This window comes from Rhodococcoides fascians A25f, assembly GCF_000760935.2.
Taxonomy (GTDB): domain Bacteria; phylum Actinomycetota; class Actinomycetes; order Mycobacteriales; family Mycobacteriaceae; genus Rhodococcoides.
In genome coordinates this window covers 4362635-4381573 of sequence record NZ_CP049744.1, presented here as the reverse complement: position 1 = coordinate 4381573, position 18939 = coordinate 4362635, and the positions used below count along the sequence as shown (strand labels likewise).

The window sequence follows — 18939 nt, the reverse complement described above, 5'->3', positions numbered from 1 at the left end:
CCTCGTTCGATTCCGTGGCGGGCTTCTCTGGACGACGTCGATCCGCGCGGGGGGTCGCTGAATCCGTGACGGACGACGTTGCTGGTGCAGGCGCTGTTGCGGACGCCTTCTCGGTGGGCGTGGCCGCTTCGGCCGATTTCTCGGTGGTTGCGGCCTCGACCGCCTTCTCGGCGGGCGCTGCCGCCGAAGAATCGGTGCGGGCACTGGTGGGCGAAGTGGAGCCTGACTTCGGCGGCGTCGCCAAACGATGCGCAGGAGCGCCACCGACCTTGATCCCGGCCAATGGGTAGTTCGATCCCTGTGTCGTCATGTCGTCTTCCACTTCATCGTGTTCCCAGGTGACTCGGTGCCGAGATGTCACGATCGGATATCGATCAGGACGACTCACTCGGCGTCGAGCACGCCAAAACGTACTCTAAGTTTGTTCGGACACACTGAGAGTAGCATCACGATTGTTTAAGACGCTATTTTTTGACCGATGTATTTGTTCTGGATCCTGAACCACATGGCAAAACCCCAGGCGACGAACGCGGCGTACACCACGTAGAGAGCCGCGGACGGGTAGAAACCGGCGACGACGAGCAGCGGTACCCCCACTACGTCCACTGCGATCCAGATCAGCCAGAACTCTGTGAGGCCGCGGGCCATTCCGAAGGTGGCCAGCATCGATCCGGTGAAGATCCACGCGTCGGCCCATTTGCCGAACGAGCCGAGATAGCCGAAGAGCTGCGCGAACACCACCGTGCCGACGACCGCGACCACGAGCATGGCGGTCCGTTCTCGCGCAGTACCCCACCGCGGGAGCACAGCGGCCCCCGATCGCTTGGAATCTCGCATCCAGCGCACCAGCCCGTAGACACTCACGGCGATGAACATCAGCTGTCGTCCGGCTTGGCCGTAGAGATCGAGTGCCTGCGGTGTATGGAACACGCCGCCCAGAAACACGGTGAACAGCAATGCGTTTCCGATGATGCCCACCGGCCACGCCCACACGACGCGTCGCATCCCACCTATGGCCGAGAGCAGCCCGAAGCCGTTGCCGACCACCTCACGCCACAGCACGGGGTGGCCGAACACGCTGAATTCGGCGTCGAGCAGATCGATCAGCACAAGGTGCTACTGATCGCCCGCGGCGACGAGCGGTTCGAGGGTCAACTCCGGCATTTCCTTCTGGATGTACTGCAAGCGCCATTTGTCGCTGACGAGCGCCAGCAGGGCCCCGTCGGTCCGGGTGAAGATTTCGACCCCACGCTGACGACCCAGTTCGACGGCCGATGCCGCGTCGGTCCGCCGGGCAAGGGAGTAACCGAGGGGTTCCATCCGGGCGTCGACGCCGAACTCGGTCTTCATCCGTGCGGTGACCACCTCGAACTGCATCGGACCGACGGCCGCGAGTACCGGGGAGGCGTCGCCGCGAATGTCGTTGCGCAGCACCTGAACCACGCCCTCGGAGTCGAGCTGCTCCACGGCGCGGCGGAACTTCTTGTACTTGTCCGCACTGTCGACGCGCAATGCCGAGAAGTGCTCGGGCGCGAACGACGGGATCGGCGGAAATTCGACCTTCTTGTCGGAGTACAGGGTGTGGCCCGGAGCCAGCGCGGTCGCGTTGACGAGGCCGACGATGTCTCCGGGGTAGGCGTTCTCGACCGTCGTGCGATCGCGACCGAACACCGTCAGGGCGTACTTGGTGGTGAACGGCTTCTTGGTCTGGGCGTGCGTGACCACCATTCCGCGCTCGAAGACGCCCGACACCACGCGCATGAAGGCGAGTCGGTCCCGATGGGCGGTGTCCATACCCGCCTGCACCTTGAACACCACAGCGCTGAACGGATCGGTCACCTCGCGCACGCCGCCGGAGACGTCGTCACGAGATCCAGGCGCGGGGGCCAGGGCCACCAGGGTGTCGAGAATCTGCCGCACACCGAAGTTGAGCATCGCCGAGCCGAAGATCACCGGCGAGGTCTGGCCGGCCAGGAACATCTCCTGATCGTGCCGCTGACCGCTCGAGATCAGGAGATCGCTCTCCTCGACCGCGGTCTCCCAGTCGACGCCCTCGCGTTCGGCGGCTGCCTCGGCCGACATGAATTCCTCGGGAGCGATGGTCGCACCGCCCGCGGTTCGGGTGAAGCGGATGTAGCTGCCGTCCTGCACGTCGAGCAGCCCGCGGAAATCGCCTGCAATGCCGACGGGCCAGTACAGCGGCGTCGGAGTGAGGCCGATCCGCGACTCGATCTCGTCGAGCAGCTCCAGCGGCGACTGGCCCGGGCGGTCCCACTTGTTGATCACGGTGATGACCGGGATGCCGAACTGACGGCACACCTGGAACAGCTTGAGAGTCTGCGGTTCCAGGCCCTTGGCAGCGTCGATGAGCATCACGGCCGCGTCGACGGCCGTGAGCACGCGGTAGGTGTCCTCGGAGAAGTCGGCGTGGCCGGGAGTATCGACGAGGTTGATGACGTTGGTGATCTCGGCATCGGGTGAGGTGTGGTAATTGAACTGCAGCGCAGTCGAACTCACCGAGATTCCGCGGGCCTTCTCCATTTCCATCCAGTCCGAGACGGTGGAGCGGCGGCCGGCTTTGCCGTGGATGGCTCCGGCCTCGGAGATGACGCGGGCATGCAGGGCCAGTGCCTCGGTGAGCGTCGATTTACCGGCGTCGGGGTGCGAGATCACCGCGAATGTTCGACGCCGGGCGACTTCGGTCTCGAGCTCTCTGGAAGGGTTTCGAGAGGGCCCGGAATCGCCGCACACTGCCGGTCCGGACCCTTCGAGCGCTGCGTCGACGTCGGGGGTACTGGACGGGGTACTCACGAAAACCTCATTCTCGTAGAAGGCGGCACCGACACGGTGACCGGGCAGAAATCCTGCGTTCGAATTCTCAGGATACGCGGCCTGTTGTGCCTCGCGGGCGGGGCGGGACTGCCTACTGTGTTCGGTGGGGCGGGATCCACCTCACGAGGAGACGCGCGTTGAGCAAGTTCACCGAGGAAATGTTCGAGACCGCGAGCACCAGCAAGCGAGGTCTGGTCACCGGCGAGCCGGATGAGGCGCTGCGGCAGTCCTGGGGCGAAATTCACGAGCAGGCGCGTCGGATGGCAGGCGCGTTGGCCGACGCGGGCGTCGTGCACGGTGACGCGATCGGCATCCTGGCCGGTCAGCCGGTGGACATCGCACCCGCGTGTCAGGCGACGTGGATGCGCGGAGCATCGGTGACGATGCTGCATCAGCCGACTCCGCGGACCGACCTCGCCGTGTGGGGCGAGGACACCGAGACCGTCGTGCGGATGATCGAGGCCAAGGCCGTCGTTCTCGGGGCCCCGTTCGACATCGCCGCCCCAGTGCTCGAGGAGCGCGGCATCACCGTGTTGAAGATCGAGGACATGAAGACCGGTCGCGATATCGACCCCGTGCCGACGGCAGAATCCGATATCGCGTTGCAGCAGCTCACGTCCGGTTCGACCGGTTCACCGAAAGCCGTACGGATCACGCACGAGAACTTCTACGTCAATGCGTACGCGATGATCGACCGCATCGAGTTCGACGTCGAGTCCGACGTGATGATCAGTTGGCTGCCGCTGTTCCACGACATGGGGATGGTGGGCTTTCTCTCGGTGCCGATGCAAGTCGGTGCCGAGGTCGTCAGCATCACTCCGCTGGACTTTCTGCGTTCACCGCTGTTGTGGGCCAAGCTCATTCACAAGTACCGCGGCACCGTCACGGCGGCACCGAATTTCGCGTACTCACTGCTTGCGCGTCGGTTGCGCCAGGCCGAGGACGACCTGGACCTCGACCTGTCCACTCTGCGTTACGCCTGGAACGGGGCCGAGCCTGTCGATCCGGACACGATGATCGCGTTGGCAGAGGCCGGTGCCCGGTACAAGCTGAACCCGTTGGCTCTCGCTCCGGTGTACGGAATGGCGGAAACCACTCTGGCGGTGTCGATTCCGGACCCCGCTCGCGGCCAGGTGATCGACGTGGTCGACGCGGACCTGCTCGAGACTCTGGGTCGAGCCGTTCCGTCCACCCGTGGCAACACTCGATCTCTCGCCACCCTCGGCAAATTCGTGCCGGGCCTCGAGGGCCGCGTCGTCGACAAGGAGGGGCAGGTGCTGACCGCTAGAGGTGTCGGCATCATCGAAGTGCGGGGCAAGGCCGTCACCCCCGGGTACATCACCGTCGAGGGGCCGGTCTCGACGCAAGACGCCGACGGCTGGCTCGACACGGGCGACGTCGGCTACATCACCGAGGAAGAACTGGTGGTCGTCTGCGGACGCATCAAGGACGTCATCATCATGGGCGGTCGCAACATCTATCCCACCGACATCGAACGGGCAGCACAAACCGTCGCCGGTGTGCGTCCCGGCAATGCCGTGGCCATCCGGCTCGATGCAGGCGACAAGCGTGAAAGTTTCGCTGTGGCCGTGGAAACCAACGACATCGGCGATGCGGACGAGGTCAAGCGCATCGAACGTGAGGTGGTCCACGCCGTGCACTCGGAGGTCGGAGTGCGACCCCGCACCGTTGCCGTTCTCGGACCGGGCAGCATTCCCAAGACGTCGAGCGGCAAACTGCGACGGGCCAATTCGGCCTCACTGATCGCCTGAAACGGCAGGAGACCTCACACCTTTTTGCGGGGTGCGCGCCTGCGTCAGGAAGCGAGAACAGGCGCGCACCTCACAACAGGGGTGTGAGGTTCAGCGTGGGTGCACCCTGTTCTGGGCAGCTTCGAGCCCGGCCGAGAGCAGGAGTTCGGCGGCGTCCGCGGCTTCTTCGACGACGACGCCGAGATCCTTGCGTTCGGCGGCCGAGAACGGCTTGAGGACGAACGACGCAGGATCCATTCGTCCGGGTGGGCGTCCGACGCCGACGCGAACCCGCAGATAGTCCTTGGTGCTCAGATGCTGCGAGATCGAGCGCAGCCCGTTGTGGCCACCTTCGCCGCCGCCGAGTTTGAGTCGTAGAGCACCGAAGTCGATGTCCAACTCGTCGTGCACCACCACGATGTTCGCCGCGTCGATGGAGAAGAACCGTGCCAAGGCGGCGACCGGCTGGCCCGAGAGATTCATGAACGTCCGCGGCTTGGCGACGACCACCGAGCGACGCCCCAGACGTGCCTGCACGATGTCGGAATTGGACTTCTTGTGCGAGGAGAACGCCCCGCCGATGCGTCCGGCCAAGGCGTCGGCGACCATGAAACCGACGTTGTGGCGGGTCTTTTCGTACTGCGGGCCGGGATTGCCGAGCCCGACGATCAGGGCAGGCGCTTCGGGGTCAACACTCACGGTCGTCATTCTCTCATCGGTGATTCGAAACGAACGGCGCGCCGGTCCCGTGGGGGAGCGACGCGCCGTTCGACGTGCTGGGTGAGAATCAGCTCTCGTCGGAGCTTTCCTCGTCCGTGGACTCTGCTTCTTCCTGAGTCTCGGCTTCGCCCTCTTCGGAGATGGGCTCGGTGCCTTCGCCGTCGGCCTCGAGGTCTTCCTCGGACGGAGCCTCGACGACGTTGACGAGGAGCGTCTCGCCGTCGGACACCAGGGTGACGCCGGACGGAAGGTCCAGGTCGGCTGCGGTGATCTGGGTACCGATCTGAGCCTCTTCGACGGAGACGACGAAGTTCTCGGGGATCTCCAGTGCGTCGGCCTCGATCTCGACCGCGGTCGAGTCGGTGGTGACGAGGGTGCCCGGTGCGGCGTCGCCCTCGACGATGATGTTGACCTCGACGGTGACGCGCTCGCCCTTCTTCAGGACGAGGAGGTCGGCGTGCTCGATGCTGCGACGGATCGGGTGCACGACGATCGACTTGGTGAGCGCCAGCTGCGACTTGCCGGCGATGTCGAGGGTGAGCACGGCGTTGGTGCCGTCGTTACGCAGCACAGCCGCGAACGCGCGAGCGTCCAGCGCGAGGTGCTGGGGATCGGTGGCGTGTCCGTACAGAACGGCGGGAACGAGGCCGTCGCGACGTGCACGGCGAGCTGCGCCCTTGCCGAATTCGGTGCGGACCTGCGCGGTGAGATTGTTTACCTTCGATGCCATGGTGCTACATGCTCCTGATAACTGTGGTTCGTGCGGCGTACTTCGTCGGGCGGTCAAGCTCGTCGGGGCGGACACGAACGAGCGCGGCCAACGGGGCCGAGCCGCGTCGATAACGGTGGATCCTGAAATCGTGGATCTACCCTCGCCGAGACAACCTGGAAGACAATACACGACCACGTCATGTGCGCGGAAGTTCGACCCCTGCTACGAACTTTCGCGCACCTGCGAGCGCAGCGAGCAACTCGGCGGCAACTCCACGCGCGACGGATATCGCATCGTCACGGCCGCCCGCGGTTCCCATCACCACCGCACCCTCGTGCAGTACGGACAGCCGCGATCCCAGCTGTTCGGCGTCGGCGTACCCGGCGTCGTCGGCCAATCGCGCGAACAGTGATCTGGTCCATTCCTTCTCGGACTTGATGATGTCGAGTACCGGGCTGTCGGTACCGCCGAACTCGGCGAACGCGTTGACGAACCCGCAGCCGCGATGGTTGTCGCGCATCCACAGATCGAGGGCGTCGTACACCCCTAAAATGCGCGCGTCTCCCGGCGTGAGGGATTCGACGTACCGACTCACGTGCTCGCACCACAGGCCGTACCGGCGGGTGAGGTACCGCTGCACCAGGCCGTCTTTGGAGCCGAAGCGGTCGTACAAGGTCTTCTTGGTGGTGCCGGCTTCCTCGGCGATGAGGTCGACGCCGACGGCACGAATTCCGCGGGCGTAGAACAGCTCGCTGGCGACGGTGAGAATGCGTTCTCCGGCGGGGGTGAGTGGCTTGTCGAGCATGGTTGCCTTCCGAAAGCGCTGGTGAGAAGCAGGTGCACTGCGAGTATACAGACCTGTATGTTTACATCGCTGCATGAAAGCAAATGTCGACGCCGTGGCAGGTACTGCCCTGGTGGTGCTGTGGAGTTCGGGCTTCATCGGAGCCGAGCTCGGCACAGCGCAAGCCCCCGCGCACACGCTGCTGGCCTGGCGCTATGTCGCGGCCGTGGTGCTACTGATCGCCTGGTGCCGATATCGACGGCTGACACCGACCTGGCACGCCATCCGAATTCACGCCGTTCTCGGCCTGTTCTGCCAGTTCCTCTACCTCGGGGCCACCATCACCGGCATCGGGATGGGCGTTCCGCCAGGTGTCGCCGCGCTGATCGCCGCCCTGCAGCCGCTGTTGGTCGCGTTGGCGTCGAGCAGGATATTCGGCGAACGCGTCGGGGCGAGGCAGAGTCTGGGGCTCGCCGTCGGCATCGTCGGGGTAACGCTGGTCGTGGTGGGGGACATGTCCGGTGCGGATCTCGCCTGGCCCGTCTACCTGCTACCGGCCGCCGGGATGCTGGCTCTGTCGATAGGGACGATCGGTCAGCGAATCCTGGCACCGAAGGAGCCGATCGCGCTGTCGATGGCCATCCAATGTTCGTTCAGCGCAGCCGGTTTCATGACCTGGAGCATGCTGGCCGGAGATGCCGCACCGCCGATGACAGTGGGTTTCGGGTTGGCCGTCGCCTGGACCGTGGTGCTGTCGACCTTCGGCGCATACGGCGCGTACCTGTTCGTGGTGCGTCGCAACGGGCCCACCCGCGCCAGTGTGCTGCTCTACCTGACTCCGCCGACGACCATGGTGTGGGCCTGGCTCATGTTCGGCGATGCGATCACCTGGGTTGGAGTGGGCGGGCTGGCGGTCTCGGCAATCGGTGTGGCTGCCTACGTGAGCGGAACTTCGACCCCTGCTACGAACTTTCGCTCACCTGCGAGCGCAGCGAGCATCGTGTCCAGTTCGGCGAACGTGACGAAATAGTGCGGAGATGCGCGCACCACGGCGTCGAGTCCCCGGCCCGTCATGTCCAGTCGCGTCGAGCTGCGGTGGCTGACCGTCACCGTCACTTCCTCGGCGGCGAGTCGATCGCGAACAGACACGGGATCCTCACCGTCGACGGAGAAGGAGACGATGCCACTCTTGCGATCGCCCAGATCCTGCACCGTCACCCCGGGGATTTTTCGGAGTCCGGCGCGCAGGTATTCGGCACGTTCGGCGACGGCTTCTTCGACGTGGTCGATACCGAGGTCGAGTAGGTAGTCGACGGCGGCACCGAGTGCGAGCCTGGCCGCGACGTCGCATTCCCAGAACTCGAATCGCGTGGCGTCGTCGGCCATTCGGTAGGTGGACGTGTCTTCCCATTGAGCGCTGTGCAAGTCGAGGGCCGGTGGATGCAGCGTCGACGCCAATCCTGGACGCAGGTAGAGAAATCCGGTTCCGCGCGGGCCACGAAGCCATTTGCGTCCGGTGGCGGACAGAGCGTCGACATCGAGCTCGGCGACGTCGACGCGCATCTGCCCCATGGACTGGCAGGCGTCGAGCAGTACCAGGGCACCGTGTCGGTGGGCGAGATCTGCGACGGCGCGGGCGGGGTTGATCAGACCGCCGTTGGTGGGTGCGTGCACCACCGAGACCAGCTTCACGCGATCGTCGAGCATGGTTGCCAGCGCGTCGACGTCGATTCGTCCCGACTCGTCGCTCGGAATCACCTCGACGATCGCTCCGGTGACCTCGGCGCGATGGAGGGCGGAGATCGCGTTGCTGGCGTATTCGGCCTCGCACAGCAGGATTCGATCACCGGGGGAGAGCGGCACCGAGTAGAAGAAGTCGGTCCAGGCACGCGTCGCGGAGTCGCTCAGAGCGATGCTCGACGCCGAAGCCCCGATCAACGTTCCGATCGATGTCTTCACTGCGGCGAGGTCGTTCGCTCGTTCGGTTGCGGCCCGATAGCCACCGATTTCCGCTTCCCGGCGCAGGTGCGCAACGGCGGTGTCGACGACGACGGTCGGCGGCAACGAGGAGCCGGCGCTGTCGAGGAATACCCGACCCGACGCACCGGGGGTGTCGCTGCGAATGCGGTCCTGATCGAGCATCGGTCGTCCTTCCTGTCACGAACTCTCGGCATCAGGGTTGCACAATCGGTAGCCTCGATACGACGCGGGATCACGGCGTTTTCGATCCCCGCAGCTGGGTACGTTCGGTAGCGAAGAACGTGGTGAGTGCGGAAAGAAGGAAAAAGTGTCGTCGAACGAGAAATCCCTCGAGCTGAGCACACGCCCAGCAGCCGAGGCGTACGTGTCGAAAGTGTGTTTCAAGCTGGGTCCACCGACGCTGATCGGTGCCGAACTCGAGTGGCTCACCGCCCTCGACGACGGAACGCGTCCCAGCCTCTCTTTGCTGGCAGCTGCACTCGGTGACCACTCCCCGCGCAGTATCGCCCCCGAGTCACCCGCCCTGACGTTGCCGGGCGGAAGTATGGTCACCGTCGAACCCGGCGGCCAAGTCGAATTGTCCAGTTCGCCTTATACATCCGTTTCCGATCTCGCACCGATGCTCGACGCCGATGCCCGGTTGTTGCGAGACATGCTCGACGGCTCCGGTATCGACATCCTGGCGGTTCCGGCCGATACCGCGCGTGCTCCGGAACGACTCCTCGTCCTGCCGAGATACTGCGCGATGGAGAACCGATTCACCACCATCGGGCCCTATGGCAAATTGATGATGTGCAACACGGCTGCCGCGCAGGTGAGTGTCGACGCCGGTCGTGATCGAGCCGAGGTTGCGGCGCGTTGGCGAATGCTCCACGTCATCGGCCCGGCCTTCGTGGCGGCCTTCGCCCGATCCCCGGAGCTCGAGGGAGCCCCCGAAGGAGTATGGGCGTCCCAGCGCATGCGGACGTGGCTCGAACTCGATTCCAGTAGAACGGATTCCAGCAGAACCGCGGTTCCCGCTACCGGAGACCCGATTGCCGACTACGCACGGTGGGCTCTCGACGTGCCGCTGCTCTGCATACAGGGCGTCGACCAGAACTGGGAAGCGCCCGCGGGTACGACGTTCGCACAATGGTTGGCCGATCCGGGCGTCGTCGGGCGCGCCCCCACATACGGGGATCTCGACTATCACCTGACCACCCTCTTCCCTCAGGTTCGAGCGTGTGGTCACCTCGAGATCCGTTACCTCGATGCCCAGCCGGACGGGCAGTGGGTGGTTCCTGCGGCGGCGTTCGAGGCGCTGTTGTCGACACCCGAGCTGGTGGCTCGCGCCACCGAGATCGGAGCAGGGACCGCCGGACGTTGGATCGACGCGGCGCGCGTCGGGCTGGGCGACCGCGATCTCCGCTCGGCCGCAACCGAATTGCTGAACCTCGCGGCGGAGTTCGGCGGCGAGCACGCCGACAACCTGTCGGCAGCCGCTCGCCGATGTCACTCCGGCGAGCCCCCGAGCGAATTCGACTCTGCGACGCGGGAATTCCACACTCGAAAGGAATCGGTGTGAGCGCCGAACAACTCAGGAACAGGATCGAAACGGTCCTCACACGCAGCCGCGCCCGTAGTGCAGCACTCACCGATTGCGTGGACGAAACCGAACTGATGGCGCAGCATTCGCCGTTGATGAGCCCGCTGGTCTGGGATCTCGCGCACATCGGGAGTCAGGAAGAACTCTGGCTGGTTCGCGACGTCGGTGGCCGTGACCCAGTGCGTCCCGATATCGACGAGCTGTACGACGCGTTCAAGCACTCGCGTTCTTCACGAACGTCGCTTCCGTTGCTCACTCCCGACGAGGCGCGCGTCTACGTGCAGACCGTTCGAGACAAGGCCTGGGACGTGCTCGACCGCAGCACATTTGCGGGCAGGCCGGTCGAGAAGCATGGATTCGCGTTCGGCATGATCGCGCAGCACGAGCAGCAACACGACGAGACCATGCTGGCGACGCATCAATTACGCTCGGGGCCCGCTGTTCTCGCCGCCCCTGCGCCGCCGTCGTCTGCGGTTCAGGTGGCGGGTGAGGCGATCATCTCCGGTGGGTCGTTCTCGATGGGCACCTCACTCGACCCGTGGGCGCTGGACAACGAACGTCCGGCCCACCCGGTACACGTGCCGACGTTCGCGATGGACCGCGCCCCGATCACCAACGCACAGTTCGTCGAGTTCATCGAGGACGGCGGATACCGACGCCGCGATCTGTGGACCGAGAAGGGGTGGCAGCACCGCGTCGAGGCCGATCTCAGCGCTCCGCAGTTCTGGGAGCGCGATTCCGACGGCACCTGGTGGCGTAGTAGCTTCGGGGTGCGCCGTCCGGTGCGTCCGCACCAACCCGTCGTTCACGTGTGCTGGTTCGAGGCCGACGCGTACGCCCGGTGGGCGGGCAAGCGCCTACCGACGGAGGCGGAGTGGGAGAAGGCCGCGCGCTTCGATGCCAAGACCGGTACCAGCCGTGCCTACCCGTGGGGCGACGCCGAACCCACGGCGGCGCATACCAATCTGAATCAGCGGCACCTCGAACCGGCGGACGTGGGCGCGTACCCGGACGGTGTGTCTGCCGACGGCGTGCACCAACTCATCGGTGACGTCTGGGAATGGACGTCGTCGGACTTCGAGCCGTACCCCGGATTCGAGGCGTTCCCCTACGCCGAATACTCCGAGGTGTTTCTGCGAGGCGATTACAAGGTGTTGCGCGGCGGCTCGTTCGGCACCGACGAGGTGGCGTGTCGAGGCACGTTCCGTAACTGGGACCACCCGATTCGCCGGCAGATCTTCAGCGGCTTCCGGCTGGCCCGCGACGTCGAGCCCAGCTGAATGTGCCGTCACCTGGGGTATCTCGGCCCCCGCACGTCCGTCGGGGGAGTGCTCACCGACGGTGAACACAGTTTACGTGTGCAGTCGTACGCCCCGAACGACATGCGCGGCGGGGGCACAATCAACGCCGACGGGTTCGGCGTGGCCTGGTGGCAGGACGGTTCGGTGCGCAGCTACCGCAATCCGATGCCCATTTGGACCGACTCGGCGGTCGATGATGTTCTGCCGCAGCTCCATTCGACGTCGGTGATCGCCGCCGTACGATCGGCCACGGTAGGAATGCCGGTGGAACGGTCTGCCTGCGCGCCGTTCACCGACGGCCGTTGGGCGTTCAGTCACAACGGTGTGGTTCGCGGCTGGCCCCACTCGCTGACCGACCTGTGGTCCGAGGTGCCGGCCGTCGATGCACTCACGTTGCCTGCTCCGACCGACGCAGCCGCAGTCTGGATCGTGTTGCGGCAGTTACTCGACACTCTCGCCCCGCCGGCAGCCCTTGCCGCGTTGGTTCGGCGCATCGAAGCGCGCGCGCCCGGGTCCAGGCTCAACTTTCTGCTCGGCGATGGGGAGAACATGTACGCCACCGCAGTGCATCACGCATTGTCGGTGCGTCGTTCCGATGACGCCGTCACCATCGCATCCGAACCGACCGACGACAGTTCCGACTGGACGCACATCGACGACCGCAGTCTTGTCGTTGCCACGGCATCGGAGTTCACCGTTTCCCGTCTCGACGAAGAGGAGCACACATGAGCACTGTCGAGGTACACCTCGCAGACACAGCACTGGTGGACGAATTGCGCAAGGATGTGCGGGACGGGTTGACGTCTTCGCCGAAGTGGCTCTCGCCCAAGTACTTCTACGACGCGTTGGGTAGCGAGTTGTTCGAGCAGATCACCGTGCTGCCGGAGTACTACCCGACCCGCACCGAGCGGGCGCTCCTCGAAGAACATGCCCTCGACATCGCCGAGGCAACCGAATCGACGATGTTGATCGAGTTGGGCTCGGGCTCGTCGGAGAAGACGAAGATTCTGCTCGCTGCAGGGGTCAAACACGGATCACTGAAAAACTATGTGCCGCAAGATGTATCCGTCACGGCGCTCGAGGGAGCCATCGAGCAGATCGCGCAGGAGTTCCCCGCTCTCGAGGTGCACGGCATCGTCAGTGATTTCACCGACACGCTGCACAATCTGCCCGCGGGTCACTCACGCACCATCGCGTTCCTCGGCGGCACCCTGGGCAACCTCATCCCCGAGGAGCGCGAGGAATTTCTGAAGGCCATCGCCGACGCGCTCGATCCCGGCGAACACCTGCTGCTCGGTGTCGGGCTGGTCATCGACCCGAAGGTTCTCGTTCCGGCGTACGACGACGCGGCCGGGGTGACGGCGGAGTTCAATCGAAACGTGTTGTCGGTGATCAATTCTCGCCTGCGCGGAAACTTCGATGCCGACGCGTTCGAGCACGTTGCGCTCTGGAATGCCGAGCAGGAGTGGATCGAGATGCGGCTACGTGCCTCGTCGCCGCAGGAGGTGTATCTCGCCGATCTCGATCTGCACGTGCACTTCGACGCGGGTGAGGATCTGCGCACCGAAATCTCGGCGAAGTTTCGACCGGAAGGCATCACCGAAGAACTCGCCGCCGCGGGATTCGACGTCGACCATCTGTGGACCGATGCAGAATCGCGCTTCGCGCTCATCCTCGCGCGCAAGGGTGCGTAGCGATCTACTCGGCGAGAGTCGCATCCAGTTGCTGAGTGCCGATGACGCCGAGCAGATTCAATTTCTCGCGGGCATCGGTTCCCGGTTGCGGCGAATAGACCAGGAGATGTTGGCCCTCTTTCTGAGTCACGAGGGTCTCGCAGTGGACGGCGATCACGCCGAGTTCGGGATGCACGAAGCGTTTGGACGCCGACGTCTTGTATGCGACTCGGTGCTCGCTCCAAATCGTCTCGAACTCGGAACTGGCGGCGCGTAGACCCTCGACCAGTACAGCGACCTCAGGATCGCCTGCTCGCCTGGCCGACACTGCTCGAAGATCGGCGACGTGCTTGTGGCCCATCCGATCCCAGTCCTCGCGAACGAAGTTGCGGCGCGTGCCGGGATCGGTGAACCAACGCCACACCACGTACTTGTCGAGCCCGGTGTACCTGCGCGGGTCCTCGGCCAGCGCGAGGTACATCGCATTGTGCGCCACGATCTCACCGAGGTCTGTCACCACGCAGGCGGGAGTGTCGTCGAGCTTGGTCAGCAGGTGCATCAGGCCGGGGCCGACGTGTTTGTCCGCACCCATCCGCGTCGGCGGTGATTGGCCGGCCAGGATGAAGAGATGGTCTCGCTCGTCGTCGTCCAACCTCAGGGCGCGGGCCAGCGCACTCAATATCTGAGTCGACGGATGCGGCCCGCGGCGTTGTTCGAGGCGGGTGTAGTAGTCGGTGGACATCCCGGCCAGCAGTGCCACCTCGTCACGACGCAGTCCGGGCGTGCGGCGGCGCGGTCCCGGTGCAACACCTACGTCGCCGGGAGTCAGAAGTTCCCGACGTCGTCGGAGAAAATCGGCCAGTTCGTCACGTTCCACGTATCGAGTGTGCGCCTCGTCGCCGGTTCGAGCCAGGGATCGGCAGTCCTCCGACAACTGCTCTCTGCCGCAATTCTCGTCGGGAACGCACAGTGGACGACATGAACAGAACACAACTGGGAAAGTCCGGACCCACCGTCTCGCGTATCGGCCTCGGCGCGATGGGGATGTCCGGTGCGTACGGCGAATCGAACGACCGGGAATCGATCCGCACCATCCATGCCGCTGTCGACGCAGGCGTCGACCTTGTCGACACCGGTGACTTCTACGGTGCCGGTCACAACGAGATGCTGATCGGAAGGGCACTGAAAGAGCGCAACCGAGACGACGTCGTGCTGTCGGTGAAATTCGGAGCTCTGCGCGGGCCCGACGGTGGATGGCTCGGCTTCGACGGCCGACCGGAGAGCGTCAAGAGTTCGCTCGGCTACACGTTGCAGCGGCTGGGTGTGGATCACGTCGACGTCTACCGGCCGGCTCGACTCGATCCACGGGTGCCGATCGAGGACACCGTCGGTGCCATTGCCGAGATGATCGAGGCGGGCTACGTCCGCCACATCGGTCTGTCCGAGATCGGTAGCGAAACACTGCGGCGAGCGGCAGCGGTGCACCCGATCAGCGATCTCCAGATCGAATACTCCATCGTCTCGCGCGGTATCGAGGCAGACATCCTCGATACCGCGCGTGGACTCGGCGTCGGAATCACGGCGTACGGCGTGCTCTCACGTGGTTTGCTCAGCAACACGTTTCGAGCTCACAAGCCACTGTCCGCCGACGATTTCCGGGCGCACAGCCCGCGATTTCAGGGGGAGAACCTCACCCGGAACGTCGAGTTGGTGGAACTACTCGCCGAGATCGCCGACGACCGCAGCATCACCGTCGCGCAGTTGGCCATCGCCTGGGTCATGTCTCGTGGTGACGACATCGTCCCGGTGATCGGTGCCCGCTCGGTCGAGCGGTTGATGGAAACCATTGCTGCTGAGGATATCTCGTTGAGCCCCGATGAGGTGGCCCGAATCGAGACGGCCGTGCCGACGGATGCAGTTGCCGGCACCCGCTACGCAGAGTCTCAGATGGCGCAACTCGACAGCGAGGTCTGAGGCGGGCGTCAACCCACGGCGATGGCGTCGATTTCGATCATCTGACCTGGGATTGCCAACCTGGCCACCCCCAGCATCGTCGTGGTCGGCGCAACTCCTGCTGCTCCCAGTCTCGCCATGAGTACGCCGTAGTGCTGGAACAGGAGGTCGACGTCGGTGGTGTACACGCCCAGCCTCACCACGTTCGAGATCGACATCTCGGCCCCCGCCAACACTGCGTCCAGATTGTCGAGACTCAGCGTCAGCTGCGCGCCCATGTCTCCCTCGTGCACGGGCGTGCCGTCGCTGTTCGTCGAGGTCTGCCCGGAGCAGTAGAGGGTCCTGGTGGGTCCGGTGACCAGCTCGCCCTGGTGAAAGCCCAGAGCGACCGACCAGTTCACCGGGTCGACTGCAGTTCTTTCCATATCTTCGTCTCCGTCTCGTTCGTTTCCGATCAGTACGAAGCAAGATTGACAGCGATACACGACACCCTCTGTCGTGTATTTCGGTACCGTTCGCGCATGCGTGCGGACAGGTTGGTCTCGCTGGTGCTTCTGTTGCGCCAGCGCGGCCGAATGACGGCCGATGCTCTCGCCGTCGAACTGGAAGTGTCGACTCGAACCGTCCTCCGCGACATCGACGCTCTGTCGACTGCGGGCGTCCCTGTCTACGCCGAGCGCGGCAGGCTGGGAGGGTTCGCGCTACTGCCTGGCTTCAGGACCGAATTTCCGGGCCTCAACCACGATGAGACCCTGTCGCTACTGGCTGCAGTGGGATCGAACGGCGGAGATCACGCGCTCGGCCTCGGATCCGGAGTGGTGTCAGCGCTCCGAAAGGTGATGGACGCGTTGCCCGACGGCCATCACGACACCGCGCGTACTGCCGCTCGCCGGCTACTCATCGAGCCGGAGACAGACCTTCTGTCTCGCCGGGTTGTCACCGAGCAGATACCCGCTCCCATCATGGACTCCGTTCGCAGGGCCGTGTTCGACGGCAGAAAGCTCCGGATTCTCTACGCGCCGAACGACCGAGATGCGCAGTGGCGCACGGTGGATCCTGTCGGCTTGGTCGCAGTGCGAAGCCGGAGCTACCTGCTGGCGACCCGAGACGGCGAAGACCGCACCTACCGACTTTCGCGGGTGCAGGACGCCGAGGTGCTTCTCGAGCCGGCCCAACGGCCGGACAGCGTGCATCTCGACCGGATGTGGCACGAGCGCAGCACCCGATTCAGGAACGGCGGCACCCCTGTGACGGTGTCGGCGCTCATCGACCCGAGGCGCCGGGAAGAACTGGCAGACACTGCATTGACCGTCACCGACGAGGATCTCGACGGTGACGGTCGGTTGCGAATGAACATGACTTTCCAGGATGCGCGGCACGCTGAGTGGGCTCTGTGGCAACTCGGTACCGACGCGGAAGTCCTGGGGCCGCAGTCGTTGCGGGATGGTCTGTACGGCCGGGCCCTTGCAATCGCCGAGCGCTACAGACCACGCGATCAGGCGTCCGCCAACGCGAGTACCGGCGAGATCTGATTGGCACGTCGCGCCGGGGTCAACGAGGCCCCGAGTGCGAGGAGTCCACCGCACAACACGGTTCCGGCGATGACTGCCCACGGCAGGGTGGGCGCGGTGAGTCCGCGGGAATCCAGTGAGCCCAGCAGCGATTGTGCTGCGGCCCAGCCGTACACGATGCCGAGGATCAGACCGAAGCCCATGGACGCGACCACCATCTGAGTACTCTCCGAGACGATCATCGCTCGAATCTGCTTGCGGGTGAATCCGAGTGCACGCAGCAGACCGATCTCACGGGTGCGCTGCAGAATGCTCAGCAGCAGGTTGTTCACCATTCCGACGGCCGCGATGACGGACGAGAAGCCGATGAGTCCGGTCATGATTCCTACTGTCACGGTGAGTACTTGGCCGACCGTGGCCTCGTCGTATTCGTTGACGAGCATCGACCGGTAGCTGTACATCGCGACCGCGAACGTCGTCACCAACGTCACCCCGATCAACAGTCCCACCGCGGTACGGGTACTGCGATCCGGATAGCGAATCGCGTTGGCGGATGCCAATCGGGCAGCGGGTCCACGGCCGGACAGTCTCCCGACCAGTTTCAGTGTGGCGGGCAGAATGCGGTACGCCCCGACCATGATTCCGGTGAACGATGCGACACCACCGAAGAACGCGACCAGAACACCGCCCGGGTTGACCATCCCGATCAGGACACCGATTCCCAGCAGAGCCACGCCGCCGGCGATGAGCACGATAGAGAGCGCGGTCCTGATCCGACGCGACCGCGGAGCCTCCACGCCCGTGTCGACCGCACCTCCGGTTGCCTGGACAGGTGTGACGTCCAGGACCTTTCGTGACCCCACATACGACGCGACGGTGGTCGTCAGCACCACGATCACGACGGGCAGAAGCACCACGGGCTGAACGGTCGTGTACTGCACATCCGGCAGCTGACCGGCCGAGACCGCAACGGCCCGGGCCAGGTGACTCGCGCCGACGCCGAGGACCATACCGACTGCGCCACCGAACAATCCGACGACGAGGCCCTCGCGTGCTACCGATCGGCGCAGGTCACGAGAGCGGGCTCCCAACAGTCGAAGGAGTGCGATGGTGCGGGTGCGGCCCGCGACGATCGTCGCGAACGTGTTCGAGGTGACCACCGCCGCGACGTACAACGCGAGGCCGATGAACACCAGCGCCACGCTGTACAGCGCGTTGACGGCAGCACCGTCGAGGTCTGAATCCCCGAAGATGTCGACCAGAAACGCGGTTGCCTGAATCAACACAACTCCGAAGAACGACGCCAGCGATGTCACCAGAATGCTGGCACCGTGCTCTTTCGACGCGTGAGCAGAAGTCAACGCACTCATCGGACGCTCTCCATTCCCAGCATGTAGCTCGAAATCTGTTCTGCGCTCGAACGCCCCAGTTCGTTGACGATGCGCCCATCGGCGAGGAAGACGATGCGATCGGCGTAGCTGGCTGCGATCGGATCATGGGTGACCATGACGATCGACTGGCCGTACTCGCGCACCGCCGCGGCCAGGAGGCCGAGAACCTCGCGGCCGGTGCGGGAATCGAGGTTGCCGGTGGGCTCGTCGGCGAAGATGAGATGCGGTCGAGTCCCCAGCGCACGGGCGATCGCGACGCGCTGCTGCTGTCCGCCCGAGAGCTGATGTGGACGGTGGTTCACCCGACCTTGTAGTCCCAAGGTATCGATGAGTTGCTCGATCCAGGCCGACTCCTGCGCACTGGGTGCGCGGCCGTCGAGCTCGAACGGCAACAGGATGTTGCCCCGAACATCCAGAGTGGGAACAAGATTGAAGGACTGGAAGATGAACCCGACTTGCTTGCGTCGCAACGTCGTCAGAGCGTCGTCGTTGGCCGAGGTGATGTCTGCACCGGCCAGCATCAAGTGACCCGAGCTGGCGTTGTCCAGCCCGGCCATGACGTGCATGAGCGTCGATTTGCCGGAACCGGACGGTCCCATGATGGCGGTGAACTGGCCGGCGTGAATGTCGAGCGACACGTTGTCGAGGGCGCTCACCGGATTGGACGAGTCGCCGAAGTGCTTACTGACCTGAAATGCCCGTGCAACAGGGCCTGCTGTGATCGTCATGCCCACAACGCTATGAAT

The 18939-nt window shown here is 64.6% G+C and carries 19 protein-coding genes; 9 read left to right on the top strand and 10 right to left on the bottom strand.

All coding sequences use genetic code 11. From position 1 onward, the window contains the following. The first annotated feature begins 65 nt into the window (after nt 1-65). Nucleotides 66-290 carry a hypothetical protein gene (locus BH93_RS28010; protein WP_242459022.1) on the top strand — a complete coding sequence of 75 codons (225 nt, stop codon included), beginning with the start codon at nt 66-68 and terminating at the stop codon, nt 288-290. A 166-nt stretch (nt 291-456) separates the two neighbouring features. On the opposite strand, the gene pnuC is transcribed toward BH93_RS28010, so the two are convergent. Further along, nucleotides 457-1110 carry a nicotinamide riboside transporter PnuC gene (gene pnuC / locus BH93_RS20465; protein ID WP_037175372.1) on the bottom strand — a complete coding sequence of 218 codons (654 nt, stop codon included), beginning with the start codon at nt 1108-1110 and terminating at the stop codon, nt 457-459. Nucleotides 1111-1116: 6 nt separating this feature from the next. Further along, nucleotides 1117-2751, bottom strand: a complete 1635-nt coding sequence (locus BH93_RS20460) for a peptide chain release factor 3 (protein WP_052065737.1) — start codon at nt 2749-2751, stop codon at nt 1117-1119. A gap of 218 nt (nt 2752-2969) precedes the next feature. Between BH93_RS20460 and BH93_RS20455 the strand changes: the two genes are divergently transcribed. Next, nucleotides 2970-4604, top strand: coding sequence for a fatty acyl-AMP ligase (locus BH93_RS20455; RefSeq protein ID WP_037175364.1), 1635 nt, complete (start codon nt 2970-2972; stop codon nt 4602-4604). A 90-nt stretch (nt 4605-4694) separates the two neighbouring features. Here BH93_RS20455 and pth read toward each other — a convergent pair whose 3' ends face one another. The 3 genes from pth to BH93_RS20440 form a co-directional block, all read right to left on the bottom strand. Then, on the bottom strand, nt 4695-5282 hold the full coding sequence (gene pth, locus BH93_RS20450; protein WP_230594531.1) for an aminoacyl-tRNA hydrolase: 588 nt from the start codon (nt 5280-5282) through the stop codon (nt 4695-4697). A gap of 88 nt (nt 5283-5370) precedes the next feature. Then, entirely contained in the window at nt 5371-6033 is a 663-nt protein-coding gene (locus BH93_RS20445) for a 50S ribosomal protein L25/general stress protein Ctc (RefSeq protein ID WP_032404287.1), read from the bottom strand. A gap of 178 nt (nt 6034-6211) precedes the next feature. Beyond that, nucleotides 6212-6820, bottom strand: coding sequence for a TetR/AcrR family transcriptional regulator (locus BH93_RS20440; RefSeq protein ID WP_052065379.1), 609 nt, complete (start codon nt 6818-6820; stop codon nt 6212-6214). 73 nt (nt 6821-6893) lie between these two features. On the opposite strand from BH93_RS20440, the gene BH93_RS20435 reads away from it, so the two are divergent. Further along, on the top strand, nt 6894-7829 hold the full coding sequence (locus BH93_RS20435; protein WP_080739148.1) for a DMT family transporter: 936 nt from the start codon (nt 6894-6896) through the stop codon (nt 7827-7829). Here the strand turns inward: BH93_RS20435 and BH93_RS20430 are convergent. Continuing rightward, nucleotides 7736-8941 carry an aminotransferase class V-fold PLP-dependent enzyme gene (locus BH93_RS20430; protein WP_052065377.1) on the bottom strand — a complete coding sequence of 402 codons (1206 nt, stop codon included), beginning with the start codon at nt 8939-8941 and terminating at the stop codon, nt 7736-7738. The genes BH93_RS20435 and BH93_RS20430 overlap by 94 nt on opposite strands. 145 nt (nt 8942-9086) lie before the next feature. Between BH93_RS20430 and egtA the strand changes: the two genes are divergently transcribed. Genes egtA through egtD form a run of 4 tightly spaced genes read left to right on the top strand, consistent with a single transcriptional unit; the run spans nt 9087 to nt 13359 of the window. Beyond that, on the top strand, nt 9087-10343 hold the full coding sequence (egtA, locus tag BH93_RS20425; protein ID WP_037175354.1) for an ergothioneine biosynthesis glutamate--cysteine ligase EgtA: 1257 nt from the start codon (nt 9087-9089) through the stop codon (nt 10341-10343). Then, on the top strand, nt 10340-11644 hold the full coding sequence (gene egtB / locus BH93_RS20420) for an ergothioneine biosynthesis protein EgtB (protein WP_197914448.1): 1305 nt from the start codon (nt 10340-10342) through the stop codon (nt 11642-11644). The genes egtA and egtB overlap by 4 nt, the downstream gene beginning before the upstream one ends. Next, nucleotides 11645-12394, top strand: a complete 750-nt coding sequence (gene egtC / locus BH93_RS20415; RefSeq protein WP_037175352.1) for an ergothioneine biosynthesis protein EgtC — start codon at nt 11645-11647, stop codon at nt 12392-12394. After that, entirely contained in the window at nt 12391-13359 is a 969-nt protein-coding gene (gene egtD / locus BH93_RS20410; protein WP_037175350.1) for an L-histidine N(alpha)-methyltransferase, read from the top strand. Before egtC ends, egtD begins: the two co-directional genes overlap by 4 nt. A gap of 4 nt (nt 13360-13363) precedes the next feature. Here the strand turns inward: egtD and BH93_RS20405 are convergent, their stop codons facing one another. Further along, a complete protein-coding gene (locus BH93_RS20405) occupies nt 13364-14215 on the bottom strand; it encodes a helix-turn-helix transcriptional regulator (RefSeq protein ID WP_037176759.1) in 852 nt (283 codons plus the stop codon). Nucleotides 14216-14316: 101 nt separating this feature from the next. Between BH93_RS20405 and BH93_RS20400 the strand changes: the two genes are divergently transcribed. Beyond that, nucleotides 14317-15312 carry an aldo/keto reductase gene (locus BH93_RS20400; protein ID WP_037176757.1) on the top strand — a complete coding sequence of 332 codons (996 nt, stop codon included), beginning with the start codon at nt 14317-14319 and terminating at the stop codon, nt 15310-15312. A gap of 8 nt (nt 15313-15320) precedes the next feature. Here BH93_RS20400 and BH93_RS20395 read toward each other — a convergent pair whose 3' ends face one another. Beyond that, nucleotides 15321-15716: a RidA family protein gene (locus BH93_RS20395; protein WP_037175339.1), complete on the bottom strand. Its 396-nt coding sequence runs from the start codon at nt 15714-15716 to the stop codon at nt 15321-15323. A 96-nt stretch (nt 15717-15812) separates the two neighbouring features. Between BH93_RS20395 and BH93_RS20390 the strand changes: the two genes are divergently transcribed. Further along, entirely contained in the window at nt 15813-16823 is a 1011-nt protein-coding gene (locus tag BH93_RS20390; protein ID WP_037175338.1) for a helix-turn-helix transcriptional regulator, read from the top strand. On the opposite strand, the gene BH93_RS20385 is transcribed toward BH93_RS20390, so the two are convergent. Further along, a complete protein-coding gene (locus tag BH93_RS20385; protein ID WP_037175337.1) occupies nt 16787-18172 on the bottom strand; it encodes an ABC transporter permease in 1386 nt (461 codons plus the stop codon). The two genes, BH93_RS20390 and BH93_RS20385, sit on opposite strands and share 37 nt — an antisense overlap. Then, nucleotides 18169-18921 (bottom strand): ABC transporter ATP-binding protein, encoded by a 753-nt coding sequence (locus BH93_RS20380; RefSeq protein WP_032377260.1) that lies wholly within the window; start codon nt 18919-18921, stop codon nt 18169-18171. The genes BH93_RS20385 and BH93_RS20380 overlap by 4 nt, the downstream gene beginning before the upstream one ends. Between the last annotated feature and the right edge of the window lie 18 nt (nt 18922-18939).